Raw genomic sequence first — 22,770 nt, 5'->3', positions numbered from 1 at the left:
GCCGCAGGGTCAGGATATGTCCGGGATGCAGGGCATGTCCGGTATGTCGGGGATGGACCACGACAAGATGAAAATGGACGGCATGTCCGGTTCCGGCATGGAGGGCATGGAGAAGGGCATGAAAATGAAGGGAAAGATGGGAGACTGTATGAAGATGAAGGGCATGAATATGTCGAACGGCCACGCCATGGCGCCGTCAGATCACAAGATGAAAATGGGCTGCGGTGACAAGGAAAGCGGCATGAAGATGCCGATGGGGCCGCAGGGCATGCCTGACGCGGTTCATCAGCGCTGATCGGGTCCAGACCGGAGCGGGGCGGCGCCATCAGCGTCGCCCCTGGAAAGGCCAAGGGAGGCACGTATGACAAGACTGATCTGGGGGTTCGCCGGTATCCTGCTGTTTGGGATCGGCGCAGGAGCGACCGTCGTTTTCGGTGGCCTGTATGATGTGGGCGCCACCTCGCCGCACTGGCGGCTGACCTATCGTGTTCTGGAAACGGCACGCCTCCATTCAATCCGGCATCACGCCGAGGGCATTACCGCACCTGTCGATCTTGAGACGCAGGCACGGCTCGTCGGTGGTGCATCGCATTTTTCGATGCATTGCGCCTCATGTCATTCGGCGCCGGGCGTCGAGGCCGAGGATATGGCGGAGGGGATGTATCCGAAGCCACCGGTTCTGAATGATGTAGCGCAACGTTATACGCCGGGCGAACTGTTCTGGATTCTCAAGCATGGCATCAAGATGTCGGGCATGCCGTCCTGGGCGGATCATGGTGATGACGATCTCTGGAACATTGTGGCGTTTCTCGAGAAACTTCCGGGAATGAACAGTTCCACCTACCAGGCGCTGGTCGCTCGGGCAGAAGCAGCCGGCGGGCATCATATGCATCACGACATGGATATGCCGATGCCGCGACAGTAGATGCCGCTGGGATAATTGATCGAGATCAAGGAAAATATGCCATACCCCCGTATAGTAATAAGTGGTGTCCTGACGACATCCGGAAAACGGGCCGGTATGGGCTTTGCCGAGGATGATGGCGTGTTGGAGAAACCATGAGGCGTGTCTTTTTGAGCGTGAGTGTCGTGATCATGACGCTGCTCGTCAGCATGTCCGAGGGATTCGCTCAGGCACCGGGTGAGTCTCCCGCCGTTCCGGCCATGTCCAGCGGCACTATGACGGGGCCTACGACAGGCAGCCCGCCACCTTCGCTGGCGCTGCGGCGGGATCAGCCGGAAGACGATGGGCCGATGGCAGCGCCCCGGGATGCCGGTCATGGCGCCGAGTCGTCCGGCGGAATGGAGACGACCACCGCTCGACCCGACTCAAGTATGTCCGACATGGACGGCATGATGTCGATGGGTGGTGACGAGCATGCAAGCCATCACCCTGGCATGGGCGCGGCGGGGAACCCCGGTGCGCCACCATCCGGGCCGGCGGTGCAGGGCGATATGATGAGCCGCATGCTGCCTCAGGCTGGGCAGGCATTGAGTGCGGTTCCCGGAGCAGACAAGGCCGACGCGGGTTGTTGCGGAGCGCGCGGTCGCACGCCGCTTTATACTTTCATGATGACGCATCCGAAGCTGACCGACGCCGAACGTCAGATGCTGGCCGATATTGCGGCACAGAGGCTTCAGGACGGTCTTCGCGAAGTCGGCGCCGCATCGGTCGATGCCGCTCAGTCCCTGTCGTGGGAGACGATGCGTCGATCCAGCCAGCATCTCCATGAAGGCGTTGCGTTGCTCGATAGCGGAATGGCCGCGCGCGCGGCCGCGACCGGCCTCGTGAATCCTCAAATGGTGGCATTCAACTGGTTCACGGCACAGATGGGTCTGCCGACAGTCGCGGCGAGCCAGCAGAACGGCCTGTTTTTCGGATTGACGCCGGCCCACCTGGTGTTCATGACGATCCTGATCCTGGTATCGATCGCTCTGCTGATCTTGCAGGTCCTGCGGTTGCATCGCGTGCAAGAGATTCTCAGGACCACCACGGCATTCGCACCGAAACCAACGGTCCCGCCCACGCCACCATCGTCGACCGGCGGCGGTCCAACACCTCCTGTTCCGCCGCCTCCCCCTGTACCGGGACCAGGCGGTGGAACGGCCACTCCGATCGTCGGCGCACCTCGACACGGCCTCTGGCGTGGCGGTCTGAAAGTGGCCCGGATCATTCGGGAGACACCGGCGATCGTGACGTTCTATCTAGTTCCGGCCGATGGGGGGCGGATTCCCTTTGACTTCAAACCCGGCCAGTTCGTGCAACTCACCATCGAGCCGACGTCTGGCAAGCCCGCGAGCCGGTCCTATACGATCGCATCGTCGCCGGGGCAGGTCGAACATCTCGAACTAACGATCAAACGCGAGGAACATGGGTTGGTCTCGCGCTACCTGCACGACACGGTCAAAGAGGGTGATCTTTTAAAGATCGCGGGTCCATCGGGTATGTTCACCTTTACGGGTGACGAGGCAGACTCGATCGTCCTGCTGTCCGGCGGCGTAGGCATCACACCGATGATGGCGGTCCTGAGATACCTGACCGATATCGTCTGGCCTGGCGAGATCTACTTCGTCTATTCCGCTCATGCCAGCATCGACTATGTGTTTCGCCAGGAAATCGAGTGGCTGGAACGTCGCAATGACAAACTGCACGTTATTGCCACCATGCGGCGGTCGCCGGGGACAGAGTGGTCGGGGCCGGAAGGGCGCATCACGAAGGAACTGCTTCAGCAATCGGTGCCAGATCTCACAAACCGGCGTATCCATGTCTGCGGCCCACCCGGGATGATGGCAAGCATGAGAGCGTTATTGACGGATCTCGCTGTGCCGGAAGCCAATGTTCATAGCGAGGCATTCGGACCAGCCGCGATGAAGGCCGAACCTGCGGTCGGGCCTGTGGCGGCCCCCTCATCCCCGGCCGTTACGCCTGCCGCAACGACCATTACGTTTTCCACTTCAGGGAAATCGGCTCCGTTGCAACTGGATGAAACGGTTCTCGACGCGGCTGATGCGGCAGGTGTCAATATTCCATCCTCCTGTCGATCCGGTATCTGCGGCATGTGTACGACTCACCTGCAGCAAGGTGAGGTGACGATGGCGGTCGAGGATGGGCTCGATCCGGCTGACAAGGCCAAGGGTTTCATCCTGGCCTGTCAGGCGAAGACCACGGGTGGTCCGCTGGTCGTGGAGGCGTGATGCAGGAGCGCAGCGAAATCATTGTCGGCGCCCTGGTCGTCCTGCTGGTGCTGTTCCCGCTGGGCTTTCTGGTGCATGTCGCGCCACGCTTTCCTGGGAGTCTGGCTGGCAGCCTGATTGGCATTTGCGCCGCCATCCTGATGCTGGTGCCGCTGATTTACGTAGCGGGCAAACGCATTCCCGTCGTGCATCGTTATTTCGCGCCGCGTGTCGAGAGCCGAACCCTTCTGTCGGTGCATATCTATGCTGGCGTCCTTGCACCCATTTTGGGCCTGATCCACGCCGCCCATAAATTCGATAGCCCGATGGGGATCTCGCTAACCGGCATCATGCTCGTCCTCGCTATTAGTGGCTATGTCGGGCGCTACATGTTGATCCAGATCGGGCGCGGATTGCGCGGTCGCACCCAGGAACTGGCCCAACTGCGCACGTCTCTGGCAGATGCCGGGGTGGCGCATCTGATGCCCGAGACGCCGGATGTGCCCCATAATATCGTCCAGCGCCTTTTTCTGACCTCGGCCTATCCCGGTACGCGGGGTACATCGGATCGCGAGGCCACGATTGCCTCGGCGCTGGCCGATGTTGAGTATGCGGTCAGGTCGGAGAGGGTGGCGAACGCACTGTTCGGGCGTTGGCGCAAGATTCACGTCATCCTTGTGGTCATCCTCTATTTTCTGCTGATTCTGCATATCTGGTCAGGCCTGTATTACGGGCTGAGGTGGCTATGAAGCCCGCTGTCATACTCTATACGGTCTTTGCGCTTGCGGCTCTGATCGTCGGACTGGTTGTGCCCCTTGCCGTGCATCGTTCCGGCAGTAACGCAGTTCCTGGTTGGGAAGGGTTGGTGAATCCCGGACCGATCTCGAAAGCGCACCAGTTTATCGCGGGCCAGTGCGAGACATGTCACAGGCCTTTCACAGGTGTGGTGACCAATAACTGCGTGACCTGTCATTCTCTGGCGTCGTTCGCCGACAAGCAATCCACCCGGTTTCATGTCGCGGCGACGCAATGTACGTCCTGTCATGTGGAGCACGGTGAGCGGCCACATATGACCGTGATGGATCATAGTGCATTGACGAGGGCGGATTTCTGGTCAGACACCGTTGCGCAACTTCGCTCGGCCGGGCTGGTTGGAGCGTCGCCGATTCCGGGAAGCGCTGCGGCTATTCCGACTGATCATCGACTTGACCGTGATGCCGTTCTCCATCTGAATTGCGCAAGCTGTCACTCCAACGTGGATCCTCATCGCGCCCGCTTTGGTCCTGATTGCGCGAGTTGTCACTCCACCAAGACATGGCTGATCGCCGCGTTCGAACATCCCGCCGATCAGATATCGACGGATTGCAACGCCTGTCACAAGGCGCCGCCCAGCCATTACATGATGCATTTCAAAATGATTTCGCAGCACGTCGCGCATCAGGATGCCCCGGTGGAGCATTGCTATGCCTGCCATACCACCGATGCATGGAACAATATTCGAGGGTATGGATGGTATAAGCACCATTAAATCTTACGAAATTTGCGTCAGAATATCGCCATTTAACGCGCGTGTGTGATGATGAAATCACTAGAAGCGGCGACATTGCCCAAAAAAGATATTGTAAATCAGAAAATATATCGAACGTTACGTATGATTATTTCGCACGTCGTAAACCTTTGAAGAAAGCAGTTGGCTTACTCTGGCCCGAATAGGGTTATTTCCAGGTTACGGCTAGATAGAAAAATTGACATTTCTTCAAAAAAATCTATAATTATTAGGACACTCCTAGAAGGGTTCAGGCTTTACTATATGCTTACCATTGATGATGGCGGAGGAACGTTATGATCGCATACTTGAGGAATTCGTTTAAAATAACGACGTGTATCTCTTTGATCGCTTTGCTTTCTGCATGTGGCACGACGACAGATCGTCGACTCACTGAGGACGAACAAAGTTGCCGGAGCATGGGGCATACTCCGGGAACGGCTGAGTTCAAGAACTGTCTGGCGGATTTAAATGCCAGAAGGTGTGCCACTTCCCGGCAAAAGGGGTGGGGCGAACATCACGATGCATCGCTGGACTGCACAAGATTGCCCTGAATACGCCGTTTATTATGTTGTGAAACATCGTTTGTGTATATCATTATATAATTAATAGGTGTCATGATGTCGCGATCCGGCTTGAGTCAGAAGCGCCGAATGGTGAGGCGTCGTTTTTGTTTGAGACATTCGGTAGCTTTTTCTGTGGATTACGGGTGGTCTAACATATTCTGTCGACGGTGCGGTTCATGTTGGTGTTCTGACTCGGATACAGATCGGACATCGCATCTTTTGTGATGTATACTGCGAGTCCACATGTCCAGTTTCGGGGAGCAGATAACACAGGCTGGACGACCGACAAGAGGACGGTTAGCGACTTAATCGGCCTCGGGTTTTTCATGAAAAGTCAGAGGGTGGGAGTGATTTCATGACGGATTCAGGGGTGGGAGAGAGGCTTCCGCCCGTCCGTCACGGAGTGTTCCGCCATGGCGAGCGCCATCCAGAAAATCGCTCTCAATGCGTCCCGTGATATCCCTTTCAACAAACTGGTGCTGTCGCAGTCCAATGTGCGGCGTGTGAAGGCCGGCCTGTCGATCGAGGAACTGGCCCGCGACATCGAACGTCGCGGGCTGCTCCAGAGCCTCAACGTACGCCCTGTTCTGAACGATGATGGGACGGAGACAGGTTCCTACGAGGTGCCGGCTGGCGGCCGTCGCTTCCGCGCGCTCGAACTGCTGGTCAAGCAGAAGAAACTGGCCAAGACTGCCCCGGTGCCCTGTGTCGTGCGCGAGGCCGGATCGGCCATTCTCGCCGAGGATGATTCCCTGGCCGAGAACGTGCAGCGCGTGGCGCTGCATCCGCTGGACCAGTTTCGTGCCTTTCGGGACATGCTGGAGAAGGGCATGTCCGAGGACGAGATCGCCGCCGCGTTCTTCGTCGTGCCCACCGTGGTCAAACAGCGCCTGCGCCTGATGACCGTGTCCGACAAACTGCTCGAGATTTACGAGCAGGACGGCATGAAGCTCGATCAGCTCATGGCGTTTTCCATCAGTGATGACCATGCCCGTCAGGAGCAGGTCTGGGAGATTATCGCCCAGAGCCATAACCGCGAGCCCTATCTGATCCGCCGCATGCTGACGGAAAAAACCGTGCGCGCATCGGATCGCCGCGTGCGCTTCGTCGGGCTGGATGCCTATCTCGCTGCCGGTGGCCATGTCATGCGTGACCTGTTCGAGGCCGATGACGGCGGCTGGCTGCAGGATCCGACCCTCCTCGACCGGCTGGTGATGGACAAATTGGCTGGGGCGGCCGATGACATCCGCGCCGAAGGCTGGAAGTGGGTCGAGACGGCGCTGTCCTTCCCGTGGGGACACACGCGGGGCTTCGCGAGGATTGAAGGCTCGCCGGTTGTGCTCTCGGAAGAAGAAGCCGCCCGTCTAACCGCTCTGCACAGCGAGCAGGAAGCCATCGAGGCGGAATACGCACAGGCCGATGAGTTCCCCGACGACGTCGATACCCGGCTGGGGGAGATCGAACAGGCTATTGAGGCGCTGGAAGAACGCCCTGTGTCCTTCGATCCGGCGGAGGTGGTCCGGGCAGGGGCCTTTATCAGCCTGGATACTGATGCCACGCTGCTGGTCGAACGGGGCTTCGTCCGCCCTGAAGATGTGCCGGCGGAGCCCGAGGACGGCCCGGATACACCCGAGGGTGATGATGACGCGGTCGTCCATCACGGCGCGGGTGATGACGTCGAAGGAACTGGGACGGAAGGCGCCCCCGGCACCGAGCCCGAAGAGGAAGATGGGCTGAAGCCGCTGCCCGACCGCCTGCTGACAGAGTTGACGGCCTGGCGCACGCTGGCCCTGCGTGACGCGTTCGCCGGCAATCCGCACATCGCGTTGACCGAACTGCTCCACACGCTGGTGCGCGATCTCTACTGGCAGGTGTCGGGCGCGGATTGCCTGGAAGCCTATGTCCGGGAAATCCCGCTGCGGGTGCATTCGCCAGACATGCCGGGCAGTGTTCCCGCTCATGAACTTCGCCAGCGCAACGAGGGCTGGAAGCATGATCTTCCCGATGACGAGGATGCACTCTGGCAGTGGCTCGACGGGTTGGATGATACCAGTCGCCTGGCCCTACTGGCGCATTGCCTGTCTTTTGGCGTCAACGCGCTGCATGAATCGTCCCATGGTCCGTCTCTGGCACGTAGCGTCAGGGAGCGCCTGGCGCGAGCCGGCCGGCTGGCGACAGTGCTCCAACTCAATCCGGCCGAAGCGGGATGGCAGCCGACGGTGGAGAACTATCTCGGCCGTGTCACCAAGGCGCGTATCCTCGAAGCCGTACGCGAAGCACGCGGCGATGAGGCAGCGGCCCGCATTGCGCATCTCAAGAAAATGGACATGGCCAGTGAGGCCGAGCAGTTGCTGGACGGCTCCGGCTGGCTGCCCGAAGCATTGCGAACTGCTGGTTTGACCGACGGTCATCAGAAACAGGTCGCTGTTATCCCCATCGAAACCGCCACGAATATCGCGGCCGAATGACGGGCGCCTCGTAATTCATGACTCCGAACCTAACCGGCCCTGGCTTCGGTCAGGGCCGTCCTGCTGATCCAGGAGAAACAGGACATGACCAATCCAGGAAATACGCCTGAACGGGCCGATACCTTCACCGCCTTTTCCGAGCATTATGAGGCCTATCGGAAACGGCAACAGGAATTTGGAGCAGTCAATCGCAAAGCACTGTTTGATTGCCTTGATGCTGCTGGGATCGAAACAGCGGTGGTCACCTTCGATGGTTGCGGAGATAGCGGCCAGATCGAAGATATGGCGGTCACTCCGGAAACCGATAATACGGTTCTGGAAAACTGCATGCCTTACATCTCTGTCGACTGGCAATGTGCCACGTCGAAAACTGATGATTGCAGCGTCAAGGATGTCATTGAGAACGTCTGCTACGACCTGCTTTCCGAAGCGCACGGTGGTTGGGAAAACAATGATGGTGCGTATGGCGAGTTTACCTTTGACGTCGCGGGACGGTCCATCGCCCTGGAGTATAACGAGCGTTACACCGCCGTCGAAAACTACGGCCATGAATGGACGGAGGAAGGGCACCATGGCGCATAGTTATCATCATGCCCTCTCCTCTGTGCGGAAATGGGGCGGTACGGTAGAGGATTACCTGCCGTTGCATACATGGTTCGATGAATCGAAACTGATCACGGCGGACTTCCGGCACCGGGCGCTGCGACACCATGCGGAAGGCATCTTCCTTGCCGAAAAACTGTTCGGTGTCACACTCACGCTTTCGACCGGGCGGGCAGTGCCGACCCGGCTGATCGGCGAACAGCACGTCCGGGAAGATTTCGGGTTTATCCCGAGCTTTGCGGACTGGGTGAAGGAAATCCGACCCTGTCCATGGATGGGACGCGCCAGGCCTCTCGATGTAGAGCATGAAACACCGCACAGTATGAGCTGATGCGGGATTTCGAGAAAGCGGCTTCCGTTATCCGGAAGCCGCTTTTTTCGTGCCGGTCCGGCCGGGAAGGAGTGAGAGGGCGGCTTCGCCTCTGATGCCGAATATCCGGCAAGAGAGGAGAGTCCCCATGTCCGCTTCCATTCTGTCTTCCGCCCGCACGGGCTTCCGGATTGATCCCTCCCGTGGCGAACGCAGCGCCCGCGTATCGTCCGAATGGTTCTCGCGCCCCGATGACGAACGCTATCTGTCGCTGTCCGACCTGCATGCTGCCACGCTGGCGCGGGCAGACCGGGCCACAGCCCGCACGGTGGAAAGCCGCGCCATCCGCGTCGAGGCCTCGCGCGACAATGTCGAGCGTCTGACCCTGACCGTGCCAGGACAGCATGAGCCGATCGCGCCGACGCATTGGTCCTTCGGCCAGATGTGCAGCCTGGTCAGCGCGCCGTCCTCCTATCTGCGCGACCTGCCGGCACCGCTGGCGGCGATCAATCTCCAGCACGGGCTGCTGTCGCACCGCGCCGAACTGGTGAAAACGCTGGAGACCGAAGACGGACGGGTAGAACTGCGCGCCGTGACCGGTCCGGATTATGGCCGCATCTGGGATCACGAATTGGTCGGGGCGGTGCGCAAGATCGCGGGTGACGGCACAGGCGATACCAACTGGAAGGTGCCGGGCGTCATCGACTGGGCCACCATGACCCATAATCCCTACGTCGATATCACCAAGGAAACTACGACGCTGTATGCGTCAGACAGGGACGTGTTCCTGTTCCTCGTGGATGATACGCATCCCATCGAGGCCGGACGCCTGCCCAATGGCGATCCCGATCTCTATTTCCGGGGTTTCTACGCCTGGAATTCGGAAGTCGGCAGCAAGAGCCTAGGCATTGCGTCATTCTATCTGCGCGGGGTGTGTCAAAACAGGATGTTGTGGGGCGTGGAAAATTTCGAACAGATCACCATCCGGCATAGTAAGTTCGCGGCCTCGCGCTTCGTGCATCAGGCGACACCAGCACTACGGAATTTCGCCACTGCCAGCCCGGCCTCGTTCGTCTCCGGCATTCAGGCCTCGCGTCGGGCGCTGGTCGCGAAAACAGATGAAGACCGCGAAAGTTTCCTGCGTCGTCGCGGGTTCTCGAAACCGGAAACCGCAAAGATCATCGAAACCGTGCTGCACGAGGAAGGCCGCAAGCCCGAGAGTGTGTTCGATTTCGTGCAGGGGATTACGGCGCTGGCGCGGACAAAGGCCAACCAGGACACGCGGCTGGATCTGGAAGAGAAGGCCCGCAGGCTGATGGAGCGTGCTTCCTGAAAGCCGCTTTTCTGTCTTTCCGTAAAGACGTTTTTACGAGCCCGGCCACTGCGCCGGGCTTTTTCGTTTCGGGAGTCATTCCGATGGCTGATTTCTTCACGCATTTCTCGTGCGTTCTCGATGTGGGTACGGTGGAAAACGCTGCCAAGGCGCTCGATCTCTACAATGAATTCATGGACGAACTGGCGGCGGAAGACCCGCCATCTGATGGGTTCCGGCTTTCTGTAGAACCGGAATATGGTGGCACCAAGCTTTGGATGCGCGATGAGGTGACTGGCGATCCGCATCAGGTCGTGGAATTCGTGCTACGCTGTGCGCGGGCCTTCCGGCTTCGGGGCCGATGGGGGTTTCAGTGGGCCAATAGCTGTTCACGTCCCCGGATCGGCGCCTTCAGCGGCGGTGCGCATCTGCTTGACCTTGGCAGGCGCAAAACGATTTCATGGATGACCACCGATCGCTGGCTGGCGATCGCCCTGGACGGAGGCAATCCCGACACAGGAGGGCAGGGCGATGACCTTGCATGATGCAGGCGATCTCGCCCGTCGGCTGGCGGAGAACGCGGAGGCGGTGTGCCGGCAGTATCTGTCCGCCGGTCGCCGTCACGGCAATTACTGGCTGGTCGGTGACGTGCGCAATACGCCCGGCCGGTCGCTGTTCGTCCGGCTCCACGACACCGCCAACGGCAGGGCGGGAAAATGGACGGACGCTCAGTCGGGTGAGCATGGCGACCTGCTCGACGTGATCCGCGAAAGCCTCGGCCTGGTGGATTTCCGCGACGTGGCCGACGAGGCACGCGCCTTCCTCAGCCTGCCGCATCCTGACCCAGTGCCGCCGTCACAGGACCGACCTGCCCGTGAGCGTGCTTCCGCCAGTTCTTCCGAAGCGGCACGACGGCTCTGGGCCATGTCCGGGCCGATCATAGGCACATCCGTAGACGCGTATCTCCGTAGACGCGACATTACGCTTTTGCACGGAACCGAAGCCCTGCGCTTCCATCCGCGTTGCTTTTACCGCCCGGACGAGGACGGTCTGACCGAGACCTGGCCCGCCATGATCGCCGCTGTCACCGACCTCGACGGCACTCTGACCGGTGTGCATCGCACCTGGCTGGCGGCGGACGGCCGTGGCAAGGCACCGGTCGACCATCCGCGCCGTGCCTTGGGCGGGCTGCTCGGTCATGCCGTGCGCTTCGGGGTGGCATCCGACGTGCTCGCCGCCGGGGAAGGCATCGAGACGGTGCTTTCGCTGCGGCAGGTTCTGCCCGATCTGCCATTGGCCGCCTGCCTGTCTTCGGCACATCTCGCTGCCCTGATCTTTCCGCCGCTGCTACGCCGTCTCTACGTCCTGCGCGACGACGATCCGGCCGGGGATCAGGCGCTGGCGACGCTGCACGCCCGCGCGGGTGACGCCGGGATCGAACTGATCGGCCTGTCGCCACGGCTGGGCGATTTCAATGATGATCTCCGTGCGCTGGGACGCGGCGCGCTGCGGGCGATCCTGCATCCGCAACTCGCGCCAGCGGACGTGGCACGCTTTCTGGAGGCCGCCGATACCTGAGCGGGCCGGAAAGAGGAGTGGGGGGGCCGTCTTCTGTCGGCGGGCCTGTCGTGCCTCCCGTCCGGCAGGTCCGCGCCCCGGCCTTTCAAGTGGGGAGCGGGCGTCAGCCGGGCCGGGCCTTCAATGGCGTGAGCCGGCTATTTTCCGTCGCGCCCTGTGGGGGCGCTTTACATCGCGAGGCAAAATAGCCGGCCCCCTGCCATCCTTCGCTGTGCTGCGGCCGCGCGCCAGCGCGCGGTTCCGGCCCGTCCCTGGTCTGCCGCTGTCCGCCCCCGGAAAGGCCGCGAAGGGCGCAGCCGGAGACCTGGGAGGACAGCCTCATGACCCGCATGACCGACGATTTCGAACCGCCGCACGCCGCTTCATCCACCGCGCATGTGCTGACCGAACTCCAGATGTATGGCTACCGTCCCTTCGCGGACGAGCCGGACCCCAGGCCGCTACCCGAAGCGCAGCGCATCGGGGGTGCTGTGGCCGACATCTTCGACGCCATCGCTGCGACGCTGACCGACACACGGCTGGAAGCCGATCTCGAAGCATTGCTCTGGTCCACCGTGAACATCTTCCACCGCATGGTCGGCCAGGTTGAGCGTGAGCTTGACCGCAACGAGCAGGCGCAGAAACGGAGCCAGCAGGAACAGGATGGCAGCGAGATCCGCTCGGTGGAACTGGAGCGGCTGATCGCCGAAGGGCTGACCCTGATCGAGCGCCGCAACGCCTACGAGATCTTCCGCGACGAGGCGCAGGAGCAGTTCGAGCGCCTGACCCTGAGCGCGTGGCGTCCGAAGGCCGGCTCGCTGGTGTCACGTCGCACCATGACGGCCTCCATGATCGACAGCCGCGATTTCCTCAACGCCCGACGCCGCGCCGAGGGCGAGTTGCTGGTCCCGCCCGGCCCCAAGGTGGTCGTGACCGGGGGCCTGGACTTCGACGACCATATCCTGATCTGGGACCGGCTGGATAAGGTGCGGGCCAAGCATCCCGACATGGTGCTGCTCCACGGTGGCTCGCCCAAAGGTGCTGAGTTCATTGCCTCACGTTGGGCCGATCACCGCGATATCGTGCAGATCGCCTTCAAGCCGGACTGGACCAGGCATGCCAAGGCGGCGCCCTTCCGTCGTAACGATGCGCTGCTCGACACTATGCCGATCGGCGTCATCGTCTTCCCCGGTTCAGGCATCCAGGAAAATCTGGCCGACAAGGCAAAGCGGCTCGGTATCCCGGTCCTGCGGTTCGGAGGCGGCGCGTGAGCGCTCTCTCCTTCCCCGCAAGCCAGCGTCTCAGGCAAGAACCTCAAGACCGTGCTTCTGAATGACGCTCAACAGCTTGAGCGCCATCCCGCTCGGCCGTTTGGCGCCGCTCTCCCACTTCTCGACCGTGCTTTCGCTCGTGTTCAGATACCGCGCGAAGACCGGCTGGCTGACATTGTTCGCCTCGCGGAGACGCTTGATCTCGATCGGCTCGATCGCAGGGGGCACCACCAGATGGCGCGTGTCAAAATCACGCATCGTCGCCTTGTCGAGCGCGCCGACCTTGTGCAGCATTACCGCCCCGGAATGAATGGCCTCGGAAATGTCGCTCCGGAAGCTATTTTTTCTCTTCATCGCCATGGCATATCTCCGTCAGGTCTCGATCCTTCAAAAGCCGTTCGACCTGTTCCCCGGTCAGCACGGCATAGGCTTTGGCGAGGGTCCGGAAGTCTTCCAGTTCATCGCTATCGATATTGTCCCGGTCCTTCTTCGCGAACAGATAGGCGTAGATCCAGTATCGACCGCCTTTCGCAAGAATAATGCTGCGATGCAGGTTCTTGTTCAGGCGCTTCTTGAAGACACCACCACCCAGATCGACGGCCTGACCCTTCATGACCTCCCGGATCGCTTTGCAGAGTTCATCGTCTTTGATGCGAGCTTTCCGGGCCGCCCTGGCGAACCAGGCGGTCTTGAATGCCCGCTGGGATGGCTCGGCATTGGTCATGACCTCCTATGTAGCACCAGGTGCTATGGATCGCAAGGTTCTTCGCAACGCCACCGGATCACGGGGGAAGGCAATAACGCTCGACCTGATTGACCGCAACGTCCGCATACCAGCGATAGATTTCGATGATATCGTCACCGGCGGGACGTAAGCCGCGCGGATTTTCGTTCCGGTCACCGTATCATCTGCGCTATAATGCGGGTTGCGCCGTGGTGGTGGTGGCAGGCGCGACCGTCCGACATTGTCGGTTGCACGGAGACCGCCGCCATGTTCATCCTTGCTCCCTTCCTGCTCGTCGCCGGCATTGGCTTCCTGTGCTGGTTGTTCTTTACCGTGGCAGTCTTCGCCCTGCCCTGCGCCATGGGTCTGATGGCCGGGTTCTGGGCGTATGGTGCGGGTGCTGGTGTTGTCGGCGGGATCATCGTCGGTTTCGTCGCGGGCGCTGCAACCTTCGTTATTGGCCAGGTCGCCTTCGCCTTGGTGCCGTGGATGTGGCTCAAGCTGCTGATCGTCCTGCTCTATACGGTGCCCGCCATTATCATGGGCTACAGCACGACACATGGGATCGCCCAGATGCTGATGCCGTCTCCGGCGTGGCAGCTCTTTTTCTCCATCATCGGCGCGATCGCGGTGGGCGTCACCGCTTTCATCCGCTTTACAACCGTGGCCCCACCCGGACCGTCCGGCGGCAATATCGCGCGGGTCTGACACCGCTCTGGCAACCGGCGAGGCAGGACAGGATCGGGGGCTTTCGCATCTGGCCGCCTCGCTGTCAGGAGGGTATGGCAGGAGCGATCGATGAGGCCCTGATTGCAGCATATTGGCTGAAGGTGCTCTTTCCCTGGAGCGTGGACGTCCAGCGCTTCCTGTCAGCATCGGCCGGTGGAATCCCGGAAGGCAGGGCGTGTCCGTGCGAAACGCAGTCCCGGAACGGGGCGTGTGCAGGGTCGGAAGCAGGGCATGACGATGCCTTCCCCTTCCTGGCCGACACTTGCGTGGGGCGCGGGTGGCCATAGTCTCCGTGATGTGTGCTCTGTCGGGCCGCGCACGCATGCCGCCTCTCAAGATGGCTGATCTAGCCGAAGGTCGGCTGCGCCTCGATCGGCCATGGCGCAACAGCGGTCCATAATTTTCTTCCCCTGACGGCTGCGCCGTCATTCCTCGCGAAACAAGAAAATTCCGTCCCGCCGTCCTCCGCTGCGCTTCGGTCCCTACGGGATGCGCCGCCGCTCGCCTCCGTCTGTCCGATCGCCATCGAGGCCGCAATGGTGCGGGCTCGGTAACAGAGATCACGGAGCAGTATCATGGCTACCATCGGCACCTTCAAGAAAGTCGGCAACGGATATAACGGCGAGATCGTCACCCTCTCGCTCCAGACCCCCAACGTCCGCATCGCCCCCGAGACCACGCGCCTGAACGAAAATGCCCCCAGCCACCGCGTCTTCGTCGGCCGGGTCGAGATCGGAGCGGCCTGGTCCCGGCGCTCCAACGAGGGGCGCGACTATCTGAGCCTCAAGCTCGACGATCCGAGCTTCAACGCCCCGATCTTCGCCAACCTCTTCGATGACGAGGACGGCGAGGGCTACAGCCTGATCTGGTCCCGCCCCAACGGCCGCCGCAACGGCGACTGAGGTGCCAGCGATCCCCCGCCCGGCCGGTCCGGGTGGGGCCTTCGCATGACCGATCGCGAACCGGCGGGTGGGCGCACCAGTCGCGCCGCGCCCAATCTGCCAATGTGTGGGCAAGAAAGGGGAACAGGGCTTCCCTCAGCCTTCCCATTGTACCATGCCCGGCGTGAACCGCCTCAAGGACGCGCGGTCCCCCCAATTTTGCCCGGCGCACCCTACGGGCACACCAGACAAAATCGGCTCCCCCGCGCGCCGCTGGGGCGGTCGCCTGCGGCGATCCTTGACCCGATTCACGCGCGCATGAGGCGACGGCCTGTCTTCGAAAAACGAAAGGAGCAGGACGATGACCACGCTACACGACCAGATCCAGATGCTGCGCGCCGAACTGACCAGCTTTCACCTCAGCCGTCGTGAGCGGGCCAAAATCGAGCGTGAACTGAACCAGGTATGCGCGCAATTCGCAGCAAAATGCCACGACGGGGAGGCCTCCGCGTAAGCGGGGGTCTTTTCGTCTGGTCGCCCGTACCGACGGCGGACCCCACTGACGGTCCTATCAGAAGCAGGACGCCGGTGTTTCCTCACTATCCAACTGAAAGAACGATATTGAATCTCCATTATACGACTATTATAGTCGTATTTCTGGTGTGCATGCCCTGCATGTCGGATGTGATCATGGATGATCACTGGCCGACAGGTAAGGGCGGCACGGGCACTCCTGAACTGGACACAGGAACGGCTCGCTGAAAAAGCCCTCGTAGCATTGACCGCGCTCAAGCGCCTTGAATCCGAGCGTGGCCTTGGTGTCCATGAGGGCACGATCGACCAGGTCCGCCGCGCGCTGGAAGCAGCGGGCATCCTGTTCATCGAGTCCGGGCAAGGGCGTGGTGTCATGTTTCTTCACGAGACTTCCGATCCACAGACGCGACAGGATGCGGGCCGTCGCAGACGCGCGCCGTCCTGATCGGCCTGGCCGCGCAGCCTTCCCACTCGGCCCCGCGTTGTTTTTTGCGTCAGCGCGGAACCGTCGAACGGTCGTCATTCCACGAATTTGTTATCGAACCGATCCAACAGCGCTATCACGAGGGATCGTCATGACCCACCCATCCTTCCAGGATCACCCGCCTCTGACGGCGCGTGTGAACGCCTATGACGAGCAGCATCTCGACCTTTATCTCCGCCTCCTGATCGCCGACGAGGAAGGTGCCGACTGGCGCGAAGTCGTTGCGGTGCTGTTCAAAATCGATCCTGTCTGTGAACCCGTGCGCGCCAGGGCTGTTTACGACAACCATCTTGCACGGGCGCGCTGGATGACCAAAGCCGGCTACCGGCATTTGCTGGAGCCGCGCCTGCAATAGCCGGGCTTCGCCGGCCCACGCGCTGGTCCCCCACGGCACTCTCCCCAATAGAAAATCAGGGTCTATGCGCTCGCGGTTCCGATCCGGCTAATTGAGGCTGCCCCCTTGCCGTATGAGGGGCCAGACAGGGAGGTCACCATGCCGACATCCTTCTGGCGTTCACAGGAAATACGCGACCGTATCAGCACTCTGGACCGTTCCGGTTTCGCCGTCGAGTTCCTGCGCCGCAACGCGACGTACCGTCGCGAGTATGCCCGCCTGCAACGACGCATCGCCCGCCGGGCAACGGACGCCGCCGCAGAGCGCGCGGCGTTCGCCGAACGCTGGGGGTTGGGCTTTTGTCCATGCTCCCGATGAACCCGCCCGCCGCGGCCGCATGGTCTGGAGGCCCGAGGTCTCCCCGGCCACGCTGATTCTCACGCCGGCACCCTCGGGTTTCGCGACGGTGACCCCGATCGAACCCGCCATGCTGGGGAATATCCTGGCCCGTCACGACGATGCGGATGGCGGGTGGCTTACGATCGGCGACGCGGTTGGCGATCTCTTTCTTCGGCTTCTGGACCCTTCGGCCTTGCAACGCCCCGCCGTGCTGCTGCCGCTGGACGCTGCCGGCGAGCTTCGTCTCGACGTGGCGTTGCGCTTTTTCCGGCATCTGCGTGGCAGCCGCGTTGCCCTGCTTCCACGCGCGCTCCAGCTCACGCCGCTCCAGCGTGCGCGGCAGATTCAGCTTCTGATCGCCTTCGACATTCAGGAAATTGGTGGCGGCCCACGTGAGGTCGCCATAGCCGCCGGCCGTTCATGGCAGGCGATTTTACCTTCCATCGAGTGGAAGAACACTGCGGCGCGGCGCTTTGCGGATCGCCTGATTCAGGACGCAGAGAACCGGGTAAACGGCGGTTACCTGGATTTCTTACACGGCAAATAGCATCAGCCGTTTTTCGCTCTCCTGCGCTGTTTCCCTCCATTTTTTCGACGCTGGCCTGCGCCCGGCTGCGCACGGTAACTCTTGCGCGCGTCATGGTCCGCCGAAGGTGGACACTGAGTCTGAAAAATCTTCGTCCACCCCCAACGCCTGCTTTCTTCGCCACCGTCATCCCGATCCGCCGCGACTTCGCCGCGACGCTTCAAAACCGGACGGAGGCATATCATGCTCAACAGACCCACGCCCTCACCGGCGCGCTATCTGCGCACCCATGAGGCTGCGCAAATTCTCGGACTTTCGCCGCGCACACTGGAAAAATATCGCTGCCACGGTACAGGACCGACGTTCCGCAAGCTTGGTGGTCGCGTCGTCTATCTGATCGATGACCTCGACGTATGGGCAGCCGCCGGTGCGTGCAAATCCACCTCCGACCCGAATTATGACGCGGCGCGTGCCGCCGGGCATGACCCACGATGAATGCCGCGCCGGGTATTCCGCGTTCCAGGCGCGCAAGCGAACGCAACAGGCTCGACCCGTTCGTGGTCTCCGGCGGGGATGCCAGCCCGCGCGATCAGCGCGACCTGATGGAGCGACCGTTCTTCTCGCTCGCGAAGACAAAGCGCACGGTGCCGATCTTCTATGAAGCCGGTGACGTCCGTGTCGAAGTCTTCGGCATGCCCGACCATGGCATGGCGACGATCTGGGACGCCGATGTGCTGATCTGGGCCGCCAGCCAGATCGTCGAGGCGGAAAATCTTGGTCTTACGACATCGCGCTTCCTGCGCTTCACGCCCTATCAGCTTCTGAGCAGTATCGGGCGTCAGACGGGAGCGCGGGATTATGGGCTACTCAAGGCGGCACTGACCCGGCTCCAGTCCACCGTGGTCGCCACTACGATCCGCAACGGCCAGAACTGGCGCCGTCAGCAGTTCTCCTGGATCACCGAATGGGAGATCTGTGCCAGCCAGACGGGCCGCGCCGCTGGTGTCGAGATCGTCATTCCCGAATGGTTCTATCGCGGCGTGATCGACCGCTCGCTCGTGCTTGCCATCGACCCGGCCTATTTCCGCCTCACCGGCGGCATCGAACGCTGGCTCTATCGCATCGCCCGCAAGCATGCTGGCCGCCAGCGTGCGGGCTGGACCTTCGAGATCGCCCATCTGCATGCGAAATCCGGCAGCCTGGTGCGTGTCTCGGATTTCGCCATCCAGATCCGGCATATCGCCGCCCGCCAGTCGTTGCCCGGCTATCGCCTGGGCATCGAGCGCGACGGCGCGCGCGAATTGCTCCGCATCCTACCGGCCGACTTATCCACAATTCCTGTGGATAACCATGTGAATGGTATCGGGATTTCACACGCAACCCTTATCGGGACATCACACGCAGGACTATCGGGACTTCGCACGCACGAATCGCAGCTAAGTCTTTGGCCTGAAACGGCGATTCCGGCCCTTAACTTATCTAACTTAGAATCTAACTCTTATGTTGATGGGGCGGGCCGCCTTGTGGATAACGGCCCTGGTCCCTCCGTTTCCGGCCCAAAAGCACGCGGAGACGGGCCATGATCGTGGCCCTCCTCAACCAGAAGGGCGGCGTCGGCAAGACGACGCTGGCGCTGCATCTCGCGGGCCAATGGGCTCGGGAAGGCCGGCGCGTGACGGTCATCGATGCCGACCCGCAGGGCTCGGCGCTGGACTGGTCGGCGCAGCGCGCACGGGAGGGACTGCCCCGCCTGTTCGGCGTGATCGGCCTGGCGCGCGACACGCTGCATCACGAGGCGCCGGAACTGGCTCAGGGGGTGGATCACGTCGTCATCGACGGTCCGCCTCGGGTGGCGGCGCTGCTGCGCTCCGCCCTGCTGGCGGCCGATCTGGTGCTGATCCCGGTGCAGCCTTCGCCGTTCGACGGCTGGGCCTCGGCCGAAATGCTGCGGCTGCTGGCGGAAGCGCGGCTCTTCCGTCCCGGTCTGCTGGCCCGTTTCGTGCTGAACCGCTGCGCCGCGCGCACGGTGATCGCCCGCGAAACCCGGCTGGCGCTGGTGGGGCATGAGCCGGCGGCGCTGGCAGCGCGGATCGGCCAGCGGGTCGCGTTCGCCGACATGGCGCGCACCGGCCGCTTGGTCTGCGACTTGCGCCCGCAGGGGATTGCCGCCCGCGAAATCGCCGCACTGACAGCCGAGATTGGGGGGCTGGTGTCATGACCCTGCTGACCGGCGACAGCGCGCTCCTGATGCCCTGGCACGGCCCCTACGACATGATCCTGGTCGATCCCCCCTATGGCGATACGTCGCTCGCATGGGACCGGCGCATAGCGGATTGGCCCGGCAAGGCGCTCGCTGCCCTGAAACCCAGCGGCTCGCTCTGGGTTTTCGGCTCCCTGCGGAGTTTCCTTGCATCCAACGCGGCATTTCGGAATGCGGGCTGGAAATATGCCCAGGAACTGGTCTGGGAGAAGCAGAACGGTTCCAGCTTCCATGCCGATCGGTTCCGGCGCGTGCATGAACTGATCGTCCAGTTCTATCGCGACGATACGCCCTGGCGCGCCGTCTACAACGTGGTTCCGACCACGTCCGACGCACGGGCACGCACGGTACGACGGAAACACCGGCCGCCCCACATGGGTCGGATCGATGCCGGTCGTTACGTCAGCGAGGACGGTGGCCCGCGCCTGATGCGCTCCGTGATTCCGGTCCGTAATACGCATGGCCGGGCCATCCACCCGACCGAGAAGCCGGTGGCGTTGCTGGAGATCCTGATCCGCACGAGCTGCCCACCGGGTGGCCTGGTGGGCGACTGGTTCGCCGGCTCGGGGGCTGCTGGCGTCGCCTGTCGGCTCGCCGGTCGGCGCTATGTCGGCTGCGAGATCGATCCTGTCATGGCGCAGAAAGCGCGCGACCGTATCGCGTCCGTGCTGCCGCTCGGCGAGGGAATATCGCCATGACAGAGCGTCGCACGCTACCCGGCTTCGCGTCGCGCCCCGCCGACCCGGAACGCTGGGTCAAGGCGCCGGACAAGCCTGCGGCTGCCAACCACTTCACCGCCCGGCTGACCATCGACGTCACGCCGGCGCTGCGCGCCCGCATCAAGGTCGCGGCGTTCCAGCGCGGCATGACCGTCGCCGACATGCTGCGCGCGCTGCTCGCCCGTGAGTTCCCTGACAATCCCGGAGACGTGCCATGAACGGACGATTTTCTACGCCGCCGCATCGCCGCGCGGCGTCGCTGACCCATGTCGAACTGACCTGGATCGAGAAGCGTATCGAGCACTGGTTGCGCTTCGGCCACCGCGTTGACGAACAGATCCTTGATGGTCGCCGCCGCATTTCCAGTTTCGCGCCGGGCAGCATCTTCGCCTTCGTCCGCTGGGCGTCGAACGATCTGGGAGCCACGGTCTCCCGCGTGGACATCGTGCGGGCGGTGGAAGCAGGAAGTCCATTCCAGACTCTGCCATTTGTGCGTCCCGGTGGCGAAATCCTCCTGCGTGTCGATAGCTGGCCGAGGGTCGAGCGCGTGCTTCGGGCGATCGACGCTGTTGACGCGCTGGGCATCGACCCGGCGGATGCCGCGCCCGATTACTGGCGGCATCTCCACCATCGCATCACTGCCGGACATGAGCCCCGCAGCTACACGCGCGAGCAGCACGCAGCCTGGCTCAAGCGGCGGCAGGTGACGTCATGACCCGGCGTGGCTGGTTCTTCGCCACCTATTTCGCGGTGCTCGGTGTGGGCGTTTCGCTGGCCCTGCATCCTATGCCCCGGCTGATCTGGAACGAAACGGCGAGCGTGCCCGTCGGGCTTTATCGGCTGCACACGGACCCTGCGCCGCATGTCGGCGATCTGGCCGCTGTCCGTCTGCCCGAGCGCGAGGCGATGCTGCTGGCGACGCGCGGCTACCTCCCTCTCGGTGTGCCCCTGCTCAAACCTGTAGCGGCCATCGCAGGGCAGTTCGTGTGCCGTACCGGACAACGCATCACCATCGACGGAAAATTCGCTGGCGACGCGCGATCCGTCGATCATCGTGGTCGCCCGCTGCCCGTCTGGCGGGGTTGCCAACACCTCGATCCCGGCCAGGTCTTCGTCATGAATCCGGCCGAGCCACGCAGTCTCGATGGCCGATATTTTGGCGCGCTGCCCCTCTCCACCGTCATCGGCCGAGCCACTCCGGTCTGGCTTCCATCCGGGAGCGGCCAGGCCGTCGCCTTATCCTCCAATCCATCCGCGAAAGGACACTAAGATGGCACAGATCGGTCTTTTCACCCGCACCAAAACCGGCTTTGCCGGGCGTATTCGCACCCTTACCGTGACGCAGGATCTTATCCTCATTCCGGCCGATTTTTCCGACGCCGAACATGCACCGGATTATCGCATCCATCTCACCGATGCCGACGGTCCGGAGGTCGGCGCAGGCTGGAAACGCACCGGCGAGAGGGCCGGTGAATACGTCGCCGTAGCACTCGACGATCCCGCCTTCACGCAGCCCATCCGGGCCAATCTCTTCCGCACCGCCGACGACCGCGCGGTCTGGGTGCTGAACTGGACGCGCCCGTCAAAGCGCGCCGAAAGAGGAGATTGAGACGATGCGACCCGCGTTCTTCCTCGCTGTCGGCATCACCGCGATCGGCGTATTAGCTGCTGCCGACCAGACACGGGCGGCGTCGGTTTCGACACTCGCCGACACCGATTCTTTTGCTGCCCAAATCGCTGAGGCAGTCCGCCGTTTCGACGTTCCTACCACCTGGATACGGGCGGTGATGCGTGCTGAAAGCGGCGGTGATACCAGTGCGATTTCGTCGAAAGGCGCGCTCGGCCTCATGCAGATCATGCCCGCGACCTGGGCCGACCTGCGTGTCCGCTATGGGCTGGGAAGTGATCCATTCGATGTGCATGACAACATTCTCGCGGGTGCCGCGTATCTGCGCGAGATGCACGATCGCTACGGATCACCGGGGTTTCTCGCAGCCTATAATGCCGGACCGGGACGCTACGAGGACTTCCGCGATCGGCAACGTCCGCTGCCGCCCGAAACCCTCGCCTATGTCGCCGGTCTTCTGCCTCTTCTCGGCCAGAACGGTGACGCAATACCGCTTCCGGCGGCGCGTCCCGATCCCCTGGCCTGGAGACGCGCGCCGATCTTTTTCGCACGCGCGAACGATGCGTCTGCCAACATCACCGCACGCGATCTGTTGCCTATTGCACCGCACTCCGCTGGCCTGTTCGTGACGGTTTCTGACAGGGAGTCGGCACCATGACCATGCCGAATCCGCCTCTCCTTACCGCCCATTCGCAGCCGGTCGCAGGTCAGCGCATAATCGTGGTCCGGCGTGGTCCAGCGTTTCT

The 22,770-nt window shown here is 62.1% G+C and carries 31 protein-coding genes; 29 read left to right on the top strand and 2 right to left on the bottom strand.

Annotation, left to right across the window (positions count from 1 at the left end; all coding sequences use genetic code 11):
* Positions 1-25: 25 nt before the first annotated feature.
* From GOB85_RS06110 to GOB85_RS06055, 12 genes are all read left to right on the top strand, one after another.
* Positions 26-295, top strand: a complete 270-nt coding sequence (locus tag GOB85_RS06110) for a hypothetical protein (RefSeq protein WP_242011317.1) — start codon at positions 26-28, stop codon at positions 293-295.
* A gap of 66 nt (positions 296-361) precedes the next feature.
* The gene (locus tag GOB85_RS06105; protein ID WP_173576634.1) at positions 362-925 is read left to right on the top strand and encodes a c-type cytochrome; all 564 of its coding nucleotides are present in this window, start codon (positions 362-364) and stop codon (positions 923-925) included.
* A gap of 134 nt (positions 926-1,059) precedes the next feature.
* Complete coding sequence (locus GOB85_RS06100; RefSeq protein ID WP_023979780.1) at positions 1,060-3,195, top strand: 2Fe-2S iron-sulfur cluster-binding protein; 2,136 nt, start codon at positions 1,060-1,062, stop codon at positions 3,193-3,195.
* A complete protein-coding gene (locus tag GOB85_RS06095; RefSeq protein WP_010668179.1) occupies positions 3,195-3,923 on the top strand; it encodes a hypothetical protein in 729 nt (242 codons plus the stop codon). Before GOB85_RS06100 ends, GOB85_RS06095 begins: the two co-directional genes overlap by 1 nt.
* Positions 3,920-4,702 carry a hypothetical protein gene (locus GOB85_RS06090; RefSeq protein ID WP_010668178.1) on the top strand — a complete coding sequence of 261 codons (783 nt, stop codon included), beginning with the start codon at positions 3,920-3,922 and terminating at the stop codon, positions 4,700-4,702. Before GOB85_RS06095 ends, GOB85_RS06090 begins: the two co-directional genes overlap by 4 nt.
* A gap of 997 nt (positions 4,703-5,699) precedes the next feature.
* The gene (locus tag GOB85_RS06085) at positions 5,700-7,754 is read left to right on the top strand and encodes a ParB/RepB/Spo0J family partition protein (protein WP_018308134.1); all 2,055 of its coding nucleotides are present in this window, start codon (positions 5,700-5,702) and stop codon (positions 7,752-7,754) included.
* 84 nt (positions 7,755-7,838) lie between these two features.
* Positions 7,839-8,336, top strand: a complete 498-nt coding sequence (locus GOB85_RS06080; RefSeq protein ID WP_010669160.1) for a DUF6878 family protein — start codon at positions 7,839-7,841, stop codon at positions 8,334-8,336.
* Complete coding sequence (locus GOB85_RS06075; RefSeq protein WP_010669161.1) at positions 8,326-8,688, top strand: DUF6915 family protein; 363 nt, start codon at positions 8,326-8,328, stop codon at positions 8,686-8,688. The genes GOB85_RS06080 and GOB85_RS06075 overlap by 11 nt, the downstream gene beginning before the upstream one ends.
* 127 nt (positions 8,689-8,815) lie before the next feature.
* Positions 8,816-10,000, top strand: a complete 1,185-nt coding sequence (locus GOB85_RS06070) for a hypothetical protein (protein WP_018308133.1) — start codon at positions 8,816-8,818, stop codon at positions 9,998-10,000.
* A gap of 83 nt (positions 10,001-10,083) precedes the next feature.
* Positions 10,084-10,524 carry a hypothetical protein gene (locus tag GOB85_RS06065; protein ID WP_018308132.1) on the top strand — a complete coding sequence of 147 codons (441 nt, stop codon included), beginning with the start codon at positions 10,084-10,086 and terminating at the stop codon, positions 10,522-10,524.
* On the top strand, positions 10,511-11,557 hold the full coding sequence (locus GOB85_RS06060) for a DUF7146 domain-containing protein (protein ID WP_010517764.1): 1,047 nt from the start codon (positions 10,511-10,513) through the stop codon (positions 11,555-11,557). The genes GOB85_RS06065 and GOB85_RS06060 overlap by 14 nt, the downstream gene beginning before the upstream one ends.
* A 320-nt stretch (positions 11,558-11,877) precedes the next feature.
* Positions 11,878-12,807: a DUF2493 domain-containing protein gene (locus tag GOB85_RS06055; protein ID WP_010517762.1), complete on the top strand. Its 930-nt coding sequence runs from the start codon at positions 11,878-11,880 to the stop codon at positions 12,805-12,807.
* A 30-nt stretch (positions 12,808-12,837) separates the two neighbouring features.
* Here the strand turns inward: GOB85_RS06055 and GOB85_RS06050 are convergent, their stop codons facing one another.
* Together GOB85_RS06050 and GOB85_RS06045 are read right to left on the bottom strand one after the other, a co-directional pair.
* On the bottom strand, positions 12,838-13,167 hold the full coding sequence (locus tag GOB85_RS06050; protein WP_018308131.1) for a helix-turn-helix domain-containing protein: 330 nt from the start codon (positions 13,165-13,167) through the stop codon (positions 12,838-12,840).
* On the bottom strand, positions 13,145-13,531 hold the full coding sequence (locus tag GOB85_RS06045) for a type II toxin-antitoxin system RelE/ParE family toxin (protein ID WP_010517758.1): 387 nt from the start codon (positions 13,529-13,531) through the stop codon (positions 13,145-13,147). The genes GOB85_RS06050 and GOB85_RS06045 overlap by 23 nt, the downstream gene beginning before the upstream one ends.
* Between GOB85_RS06045 and GOB85_RS06040 the strand changes: the two genes are divergently transcribed.
* From GOB85_RS06040 to GOB85_RS05960, 17 genes are all read left to right on the top strand, one after another.
* Positions 13,530-13,682 (top strand): hypothetical protein, encoded by a 153-nt coding sequence (locus GOB85_RS06040; protein WP_010668868.1) that lies wholly within the window; start codon positions 13,530-13,532, stop codon positions 13,680-13,682. The two genes, GOB85_RS06045 and GOB85_RS06040, sit on opposite strands and share 2 nt — an antisense overlap.
* Positions 13,683-13,798: 116 nt before the next feature.
* Positions 13,799-14,239, top strand: a complete 441-nt coding sequence (locus GOB85_RS06035; protein WP_010517753.1) for a hypothetical protein — start codon at positions 13,799-13,801, stop codon at positions 14,237-14,239.
* Positions 14,240-14,835: 596 nt separating this feature from the next.
* Complete coding sequence (locus tag GOB85_RS06030; RefSeq protein ID WP_018308129.1) at positions 14,836-15,162, top strand: DUF736 domain-containing protein; 327 nt, start codon at positions 14,836-14,838, stop codon at positions 15,160-15,162.
* A 340-nt stretch (positions 15,163-15,502) separates the two neighbouring features.
* A complete protein-coding gene (locus GOB85_RS06025; protein ID WP_010518334.1) occupies positions 15,503-15,655 on the top strand; it encodes a hypothetical protein in 153 nt (50 codons plus the stop codon).
* Between the two features lie 180 nt (positions 15,656-15,835).
* Positions 15,836-16,120, top strand: a complete 285-nt coding sequence (locus GOB85_RS06020; RefSeq protein ID WP_018308128.1) for a helix-turn-helix domain-containing protein — start codon at positions 15,836-15,838, stop codon at positions 16,118-16,120.
* 130 nt (positions 16,121-16,250) lie between these two features.
* Positions 16,251-16,514, top strand: a complete 264-nt coding sequence (locus GOB85_RS06015; protein WP_010518332.1) for a DNA -binding domain-containing protein — start codon at positions 16,251-16,253, stop codon at positions 16,512-16,514.
* A 138-nt stretch (positions 16,515-16,652) separates the two neighbouring features.
* Positions 16,653-16,871 carry a transcriptional regulator domain-containing protein gene (locus GOB85_RS06010; RefSeq protein ID WP_010518331.1) on the top strand — a complete coding sequence of 73 codons (219 nt, stop codon included), beginning with the start codon at positions 16,653-16,655 and terminating at the stop codon, positions 16,869-16,871.
* Between the two features lie 19 nt (positions 16,872-16,890).
* On the top strand, positions 16,891-17,439 hold the full coding sequence (locus GOB85_RS06005) for a DUF2285 domain-containing protein (RefSeq protein WP_018308127.1): 549 nt from the start codon (positions 16,891-16,893) through the stop codon (positions 17,437-17,439).
* A gap of 222 nt (positions 17,440-17,661) precedes the next feature.
* Positions 17,662-17,913: a helix-turn-helix transcriptional regulator gene (locus tag GOB85_RS06000; protein ID WP_010668883.1), complete on the top strand. Its 252-nt coding sequence runs from the start codon at positions 17,662-17,664 to the stop codon at positions 17,911-17,913.
* Complete coding sequence (locus tag GOB85_RS05995) at positions 17,910-19,001, top strand: replication initiator protein A (RefSeq protein WP_173576635.1); 1,092 nt, start codon at positions 17,910-17,912, stop codon at positions 18,999-19,001. The genes GOB85_RS06000 and GOB85_RS05995 overlap by 4 nt, the downstream gene beginning before the upstream one ends.
* Positions 18,998-19,636, top strand: coding sequence for a ParA family partition ATPase (gene parA / locus GOB85_RS05990; protein ID WP_018308125.1), 639 nt, complete (start codon positions 18,998-19,000; stop codon positions 19,634-19,636). The genes GOB85_RS05995 and parA overlap by 4 nt, the downstream gene beginning before the upstream one ends.
* Positions 19,637-19,665: 29 nt before the next feature.
* Positions 19,666-20,376 carry a site-specific DNA-methyltransferase gene (locus GOB85_RS05985; protein ID WP_231367965.1) on the top strand — a complete coding sequence of 237 codons (711 nt, stop codon included), beginning with the start codon at positions 19,666-19,668 and terminating at the stop codon, positions 20,374-20,376.
* Positions 20,373-20,615: a ribbon-helix-helix protein gene (locus GOB85_RS05980; RefSeq protein ID WP_018308123.1), complete on the top strand. Its 243-nt coding sequence runs from the start codon at positions 20,373-20,375 to the stop codon at positions 20,613-20,615. Before GOB85_RS05985 ends, GOB85_RS05980 begins: the two co-directional genes overlap by 4 nt.
* The gene (locus GOB85_RS05975; RefSeq protein ID WP_023979783.1) at positions 20,612-21,112 is read left to right on the top strand and encodes a DUF2840 domain-containing protein; all 501 of its coding nucleotides are present in this window, start codon (positions 20,612-20,614) and stop codon (positions 21,110-21,112) included. Before GOB85_RS05980 ends, GOB85_RS05975 begins: the two co-directional genes overlap by 4 nt.
* Positions 21,109-21,666, top strand: coding sequence for a S26 family signal peptidase (locus GOB85_RS05970; RefSeq protein ID WP_023979784.1), 558 nt, complete (start codon positions 21,109-21,111; stop codon positions 21,664-21,666). The genes GOB85_RS05975 and GOB85_RS05970 overlap by 4 nt, the downstream gene beginning before the upstream one ends.
* A 1-nt stretch (position 21,667) precedes the next feature.
* Positions 21,668-22,006: a DUF736 domain-containing protein gene (locus tag GOB85_RS05965; protein WP_023979785.1), complete on the top strand. Its 339-nt coding sequence runs from the start codon at positions 21,668-21,670 to the stop codon at positions 22,004-22,006.
* Positions 22,007-22,010: 4 nt separating this feature from the next.
* Positions 22,011-22,682 (top strand): lytic transglycosylase domain-containing protein, encoded by a 672-nt coding sequence (locus GOB85_RS05960; RefSeq protein WP_023979786.1) that lies wholly within the window; start codon positions 22,011-22,013, stop codon positions 22,680-22,682.
* Positions 22,683-22,770: the final 88 nt, after the last annotated feature.

It is taken from the genome of Acetobacter fallax, assembly GCF_011516735.1.
Classification (GTDB): Bacteria; Pseudomonadota; Alphaproteobacteria; order Acetobacterales; family Acetobacteraceae; genus Acetobacter; species Acetobacter fallax.
This window is presented reverse-complemented; position numbering and strand designations above follow the sequence as displayed.

Bases quoted from the DNA above. Each gene is read 5' to 3' on its own strand.
- GOB85_RS06110 (WP_242011317.1), top strand. From the start codon at position 26: ATGCAGGGCATGTCCGGTATGTCGGGGATGGACCACGACAAGATGAAA.
- GOB85_RS06105 (WP_173576634.1), top strand. From the start codon at position 362: ATGACAAGACTGATCTGGGGGTTCGCCGGTATCCTGCTGTTTGGGATC.
- GOB85_RS06100 (WP_023979780.1), top strand. From the start codon at position 1,060: ATGAGGCGTGTCTTTTTGAGCGTGAGTGTCGTGATCATGACGCTGCTC.
- GOB85_RS06095 (WP_010668179.1), top strand. From the start codon at position 3,195: ATGCAGGAGCGCAGCGAAATCATTGTCGGCGCCCTGGTCGTCCTGCTG.
- GOB85_RS06090 (WP_010668178.1), top strand. From the start codon at position 3,920: ATGAAGCCCGCTGTCATACTCTATACGGTCTTTGCGCTTGCGGCTCTG.
- GOB85_RS06085 (WP_018308134.1), top strand. From the start codon at position 5,700: ATGGCGAGCGCCATCCAGAAAATCGCTCTCAATGCGTCCCGTGATATC.
- GOB85_RS06080 (WP_010669160.1), top strand. From the start codon at position 7,839: ATGACCAATCCAGGAAATACGCCTGAACGGGCCGATACCTTCACCGCC.
- GOB85_RS06075 (WP_010669161.1), top strand. From the start codon at position 8,326: ATGGCGCATAGTTATCATCATGCCCTCTCCTCTGTGCGGAAATGGGGC.
- GOB85_RS06070 (WP_018308133.1), top strand. From the start codon at position 8,816: ATGTCCGCTTCCATTCTGTCTTCCGCCCGCACGGGCTTCCGGATTGAT.
- GOB85_RS06065 (WP_018308132.1), top strand. From the start codon at position 10,084: ATGGCTGATTTCTTCACGCATTTCTCGTGCGTTCTCGATGTGGGTACG.
- GOB85_RS06060 (WP_010517764.1), top strand. From the start codon at position 10,511: ATGACCTTGCATGATGCAGGCGATCTCGCCCGTCGGCTGGCGGAGAAC.
- GOB85_RS06055 (WP_010517762.1), top strand. From the start codon at position 11,878: ATGACCCGCATGACCGACGATTTCGAACCGCCGCACGCCGCTTCATCC.
- GOB85_RS06050 (WP_018308131.1), bottom strand. From the start codon at position 13,167: ATGGCGATGAAGAGAAAAAATAGCTTCCGGAGCGACATTTCCGAGGCC.
- GOB85_RS06040 (WP_010668868.1), top strand. From the start codon at position 13,530: ATGACCTCCTATGTAGCACCAGGTGCTATGGATCGCAAGGTTCTTCGC.
- GOB85_RS06045 (WP_010517758.1), bottom strand. From the start codon at position 13,531: ATGACCAATGCCGAGCCATCCCAGCGGGCATTCAAGACCGCCTGGTTC.
- GOB85_RS06035 (WP_010517753.1), top strand. From the start codon at position 13,799: ATGTTCATCCTTGCTCCCTTCCTGCTCGTCGCCGGCATTGGCTTCCTG.
- GOB85_RS06030 (WP_018308129.1), top strand. From the start codon at position 14,836: ATGGCTACCATCGGCACCTTCAAGAAAGTCGGCAACGGATATAACGGC.
- GOB85_RS06025 (WP_010518334.1), top strand. From the start codon at position 15,503: ATGACCACGCTACACGACCAGATCCAGATGCTGCGCGCCGAACTGACC.
- GOB85_RS06020 (WP_018308128.1), top strand. From the start codon at position 15,836: ATGATCACTGGCCGACAGGTAAGGGCGGCACGGGCACTCCTGAACTGG.
- GOB85_RS06015 (WP_010518332.1), top strand. From the start codon at position 16,251: ATGACCCACCCATCCTTCCAGGATCACCCGCCTCTGACGGCGCGTGTG.
- GOB85_RS06010 (WP_010518331.1), top strand. From the start codon at position 16,653: ATGCCGACATCCTTCTGGCGTTCACAGGAAATACGCGACCGTATCAGC.
- GOB85_RS06005 (WP_018308127.1), top strand. From the start codon at position 16,891: ATGGTCTGGAGGCCCGAGGTCTCCCCGGCCACGCTGATTCTCACGCCG.
- GOB85_RS06000 (WP_010668883.1), top strand. From the start codon at position 17,662: ATGCTCAACAGACCCACGCCCTCACCGGCGCGCTATCTGCGCACCCAT.
- GOB85_RS05995 (WP_173576635.1), top strand. From the start codon at position 17,910: ATGAATGCCGCGCCGGGTATTCCGCGTTCCAGGCGCGCAAGCGAACGC.
- parA (WP_018308125.1), top strand. From the start codon at position 18,998: ATGATCGTGGCCCTCCTCAACCAGAAGGGCGGCGTCGGCAAGACGACG.
- GOB85_RS05985 (WP_231367965.1), top strand. From the start codon at position 19,666: ATGCCCTGGCACGGCCCCTACGACATGATCCTGGTCGATCCCCCCTAT.
- GOB85_RS05980 (WP_018308123.1), top strand. From the start codon at position 20,373: ATGACAGAGCGTCGCACGCTACCCGGCTTCGCGTCGCGCCCCGCCGAC.
- GOB85_RS05975 (WP_023979783.1), top strand. From the start codon at position 20,612: ATGAACGGACGATTTTCTACGCCGCCGCATCGCCGCGCGGCGTCGCTG.
- GOB85_RS05970 (WP_023979784.1), top strand. From the start codon at position 21,109: ATGACCCGGCGTGGCTGGTTCTTCGCCACCTATTTCGCGGTGCTCGGT.
- GOB85_RS05965 (WP_023979785.1), top strand. From the start codon at position 21,668: ATGGCACAGATCGGTCTTTTCACCCGCACCAAAACCGGCTTTGCCGGG.
- GOB85_RS05960 (WP_023979786.1), top strand. From the start codon at position 22,011: ATGCGACCCGCGTTCTTCCTCGCTGTCGGCATCACCGCGATCGGCGTA.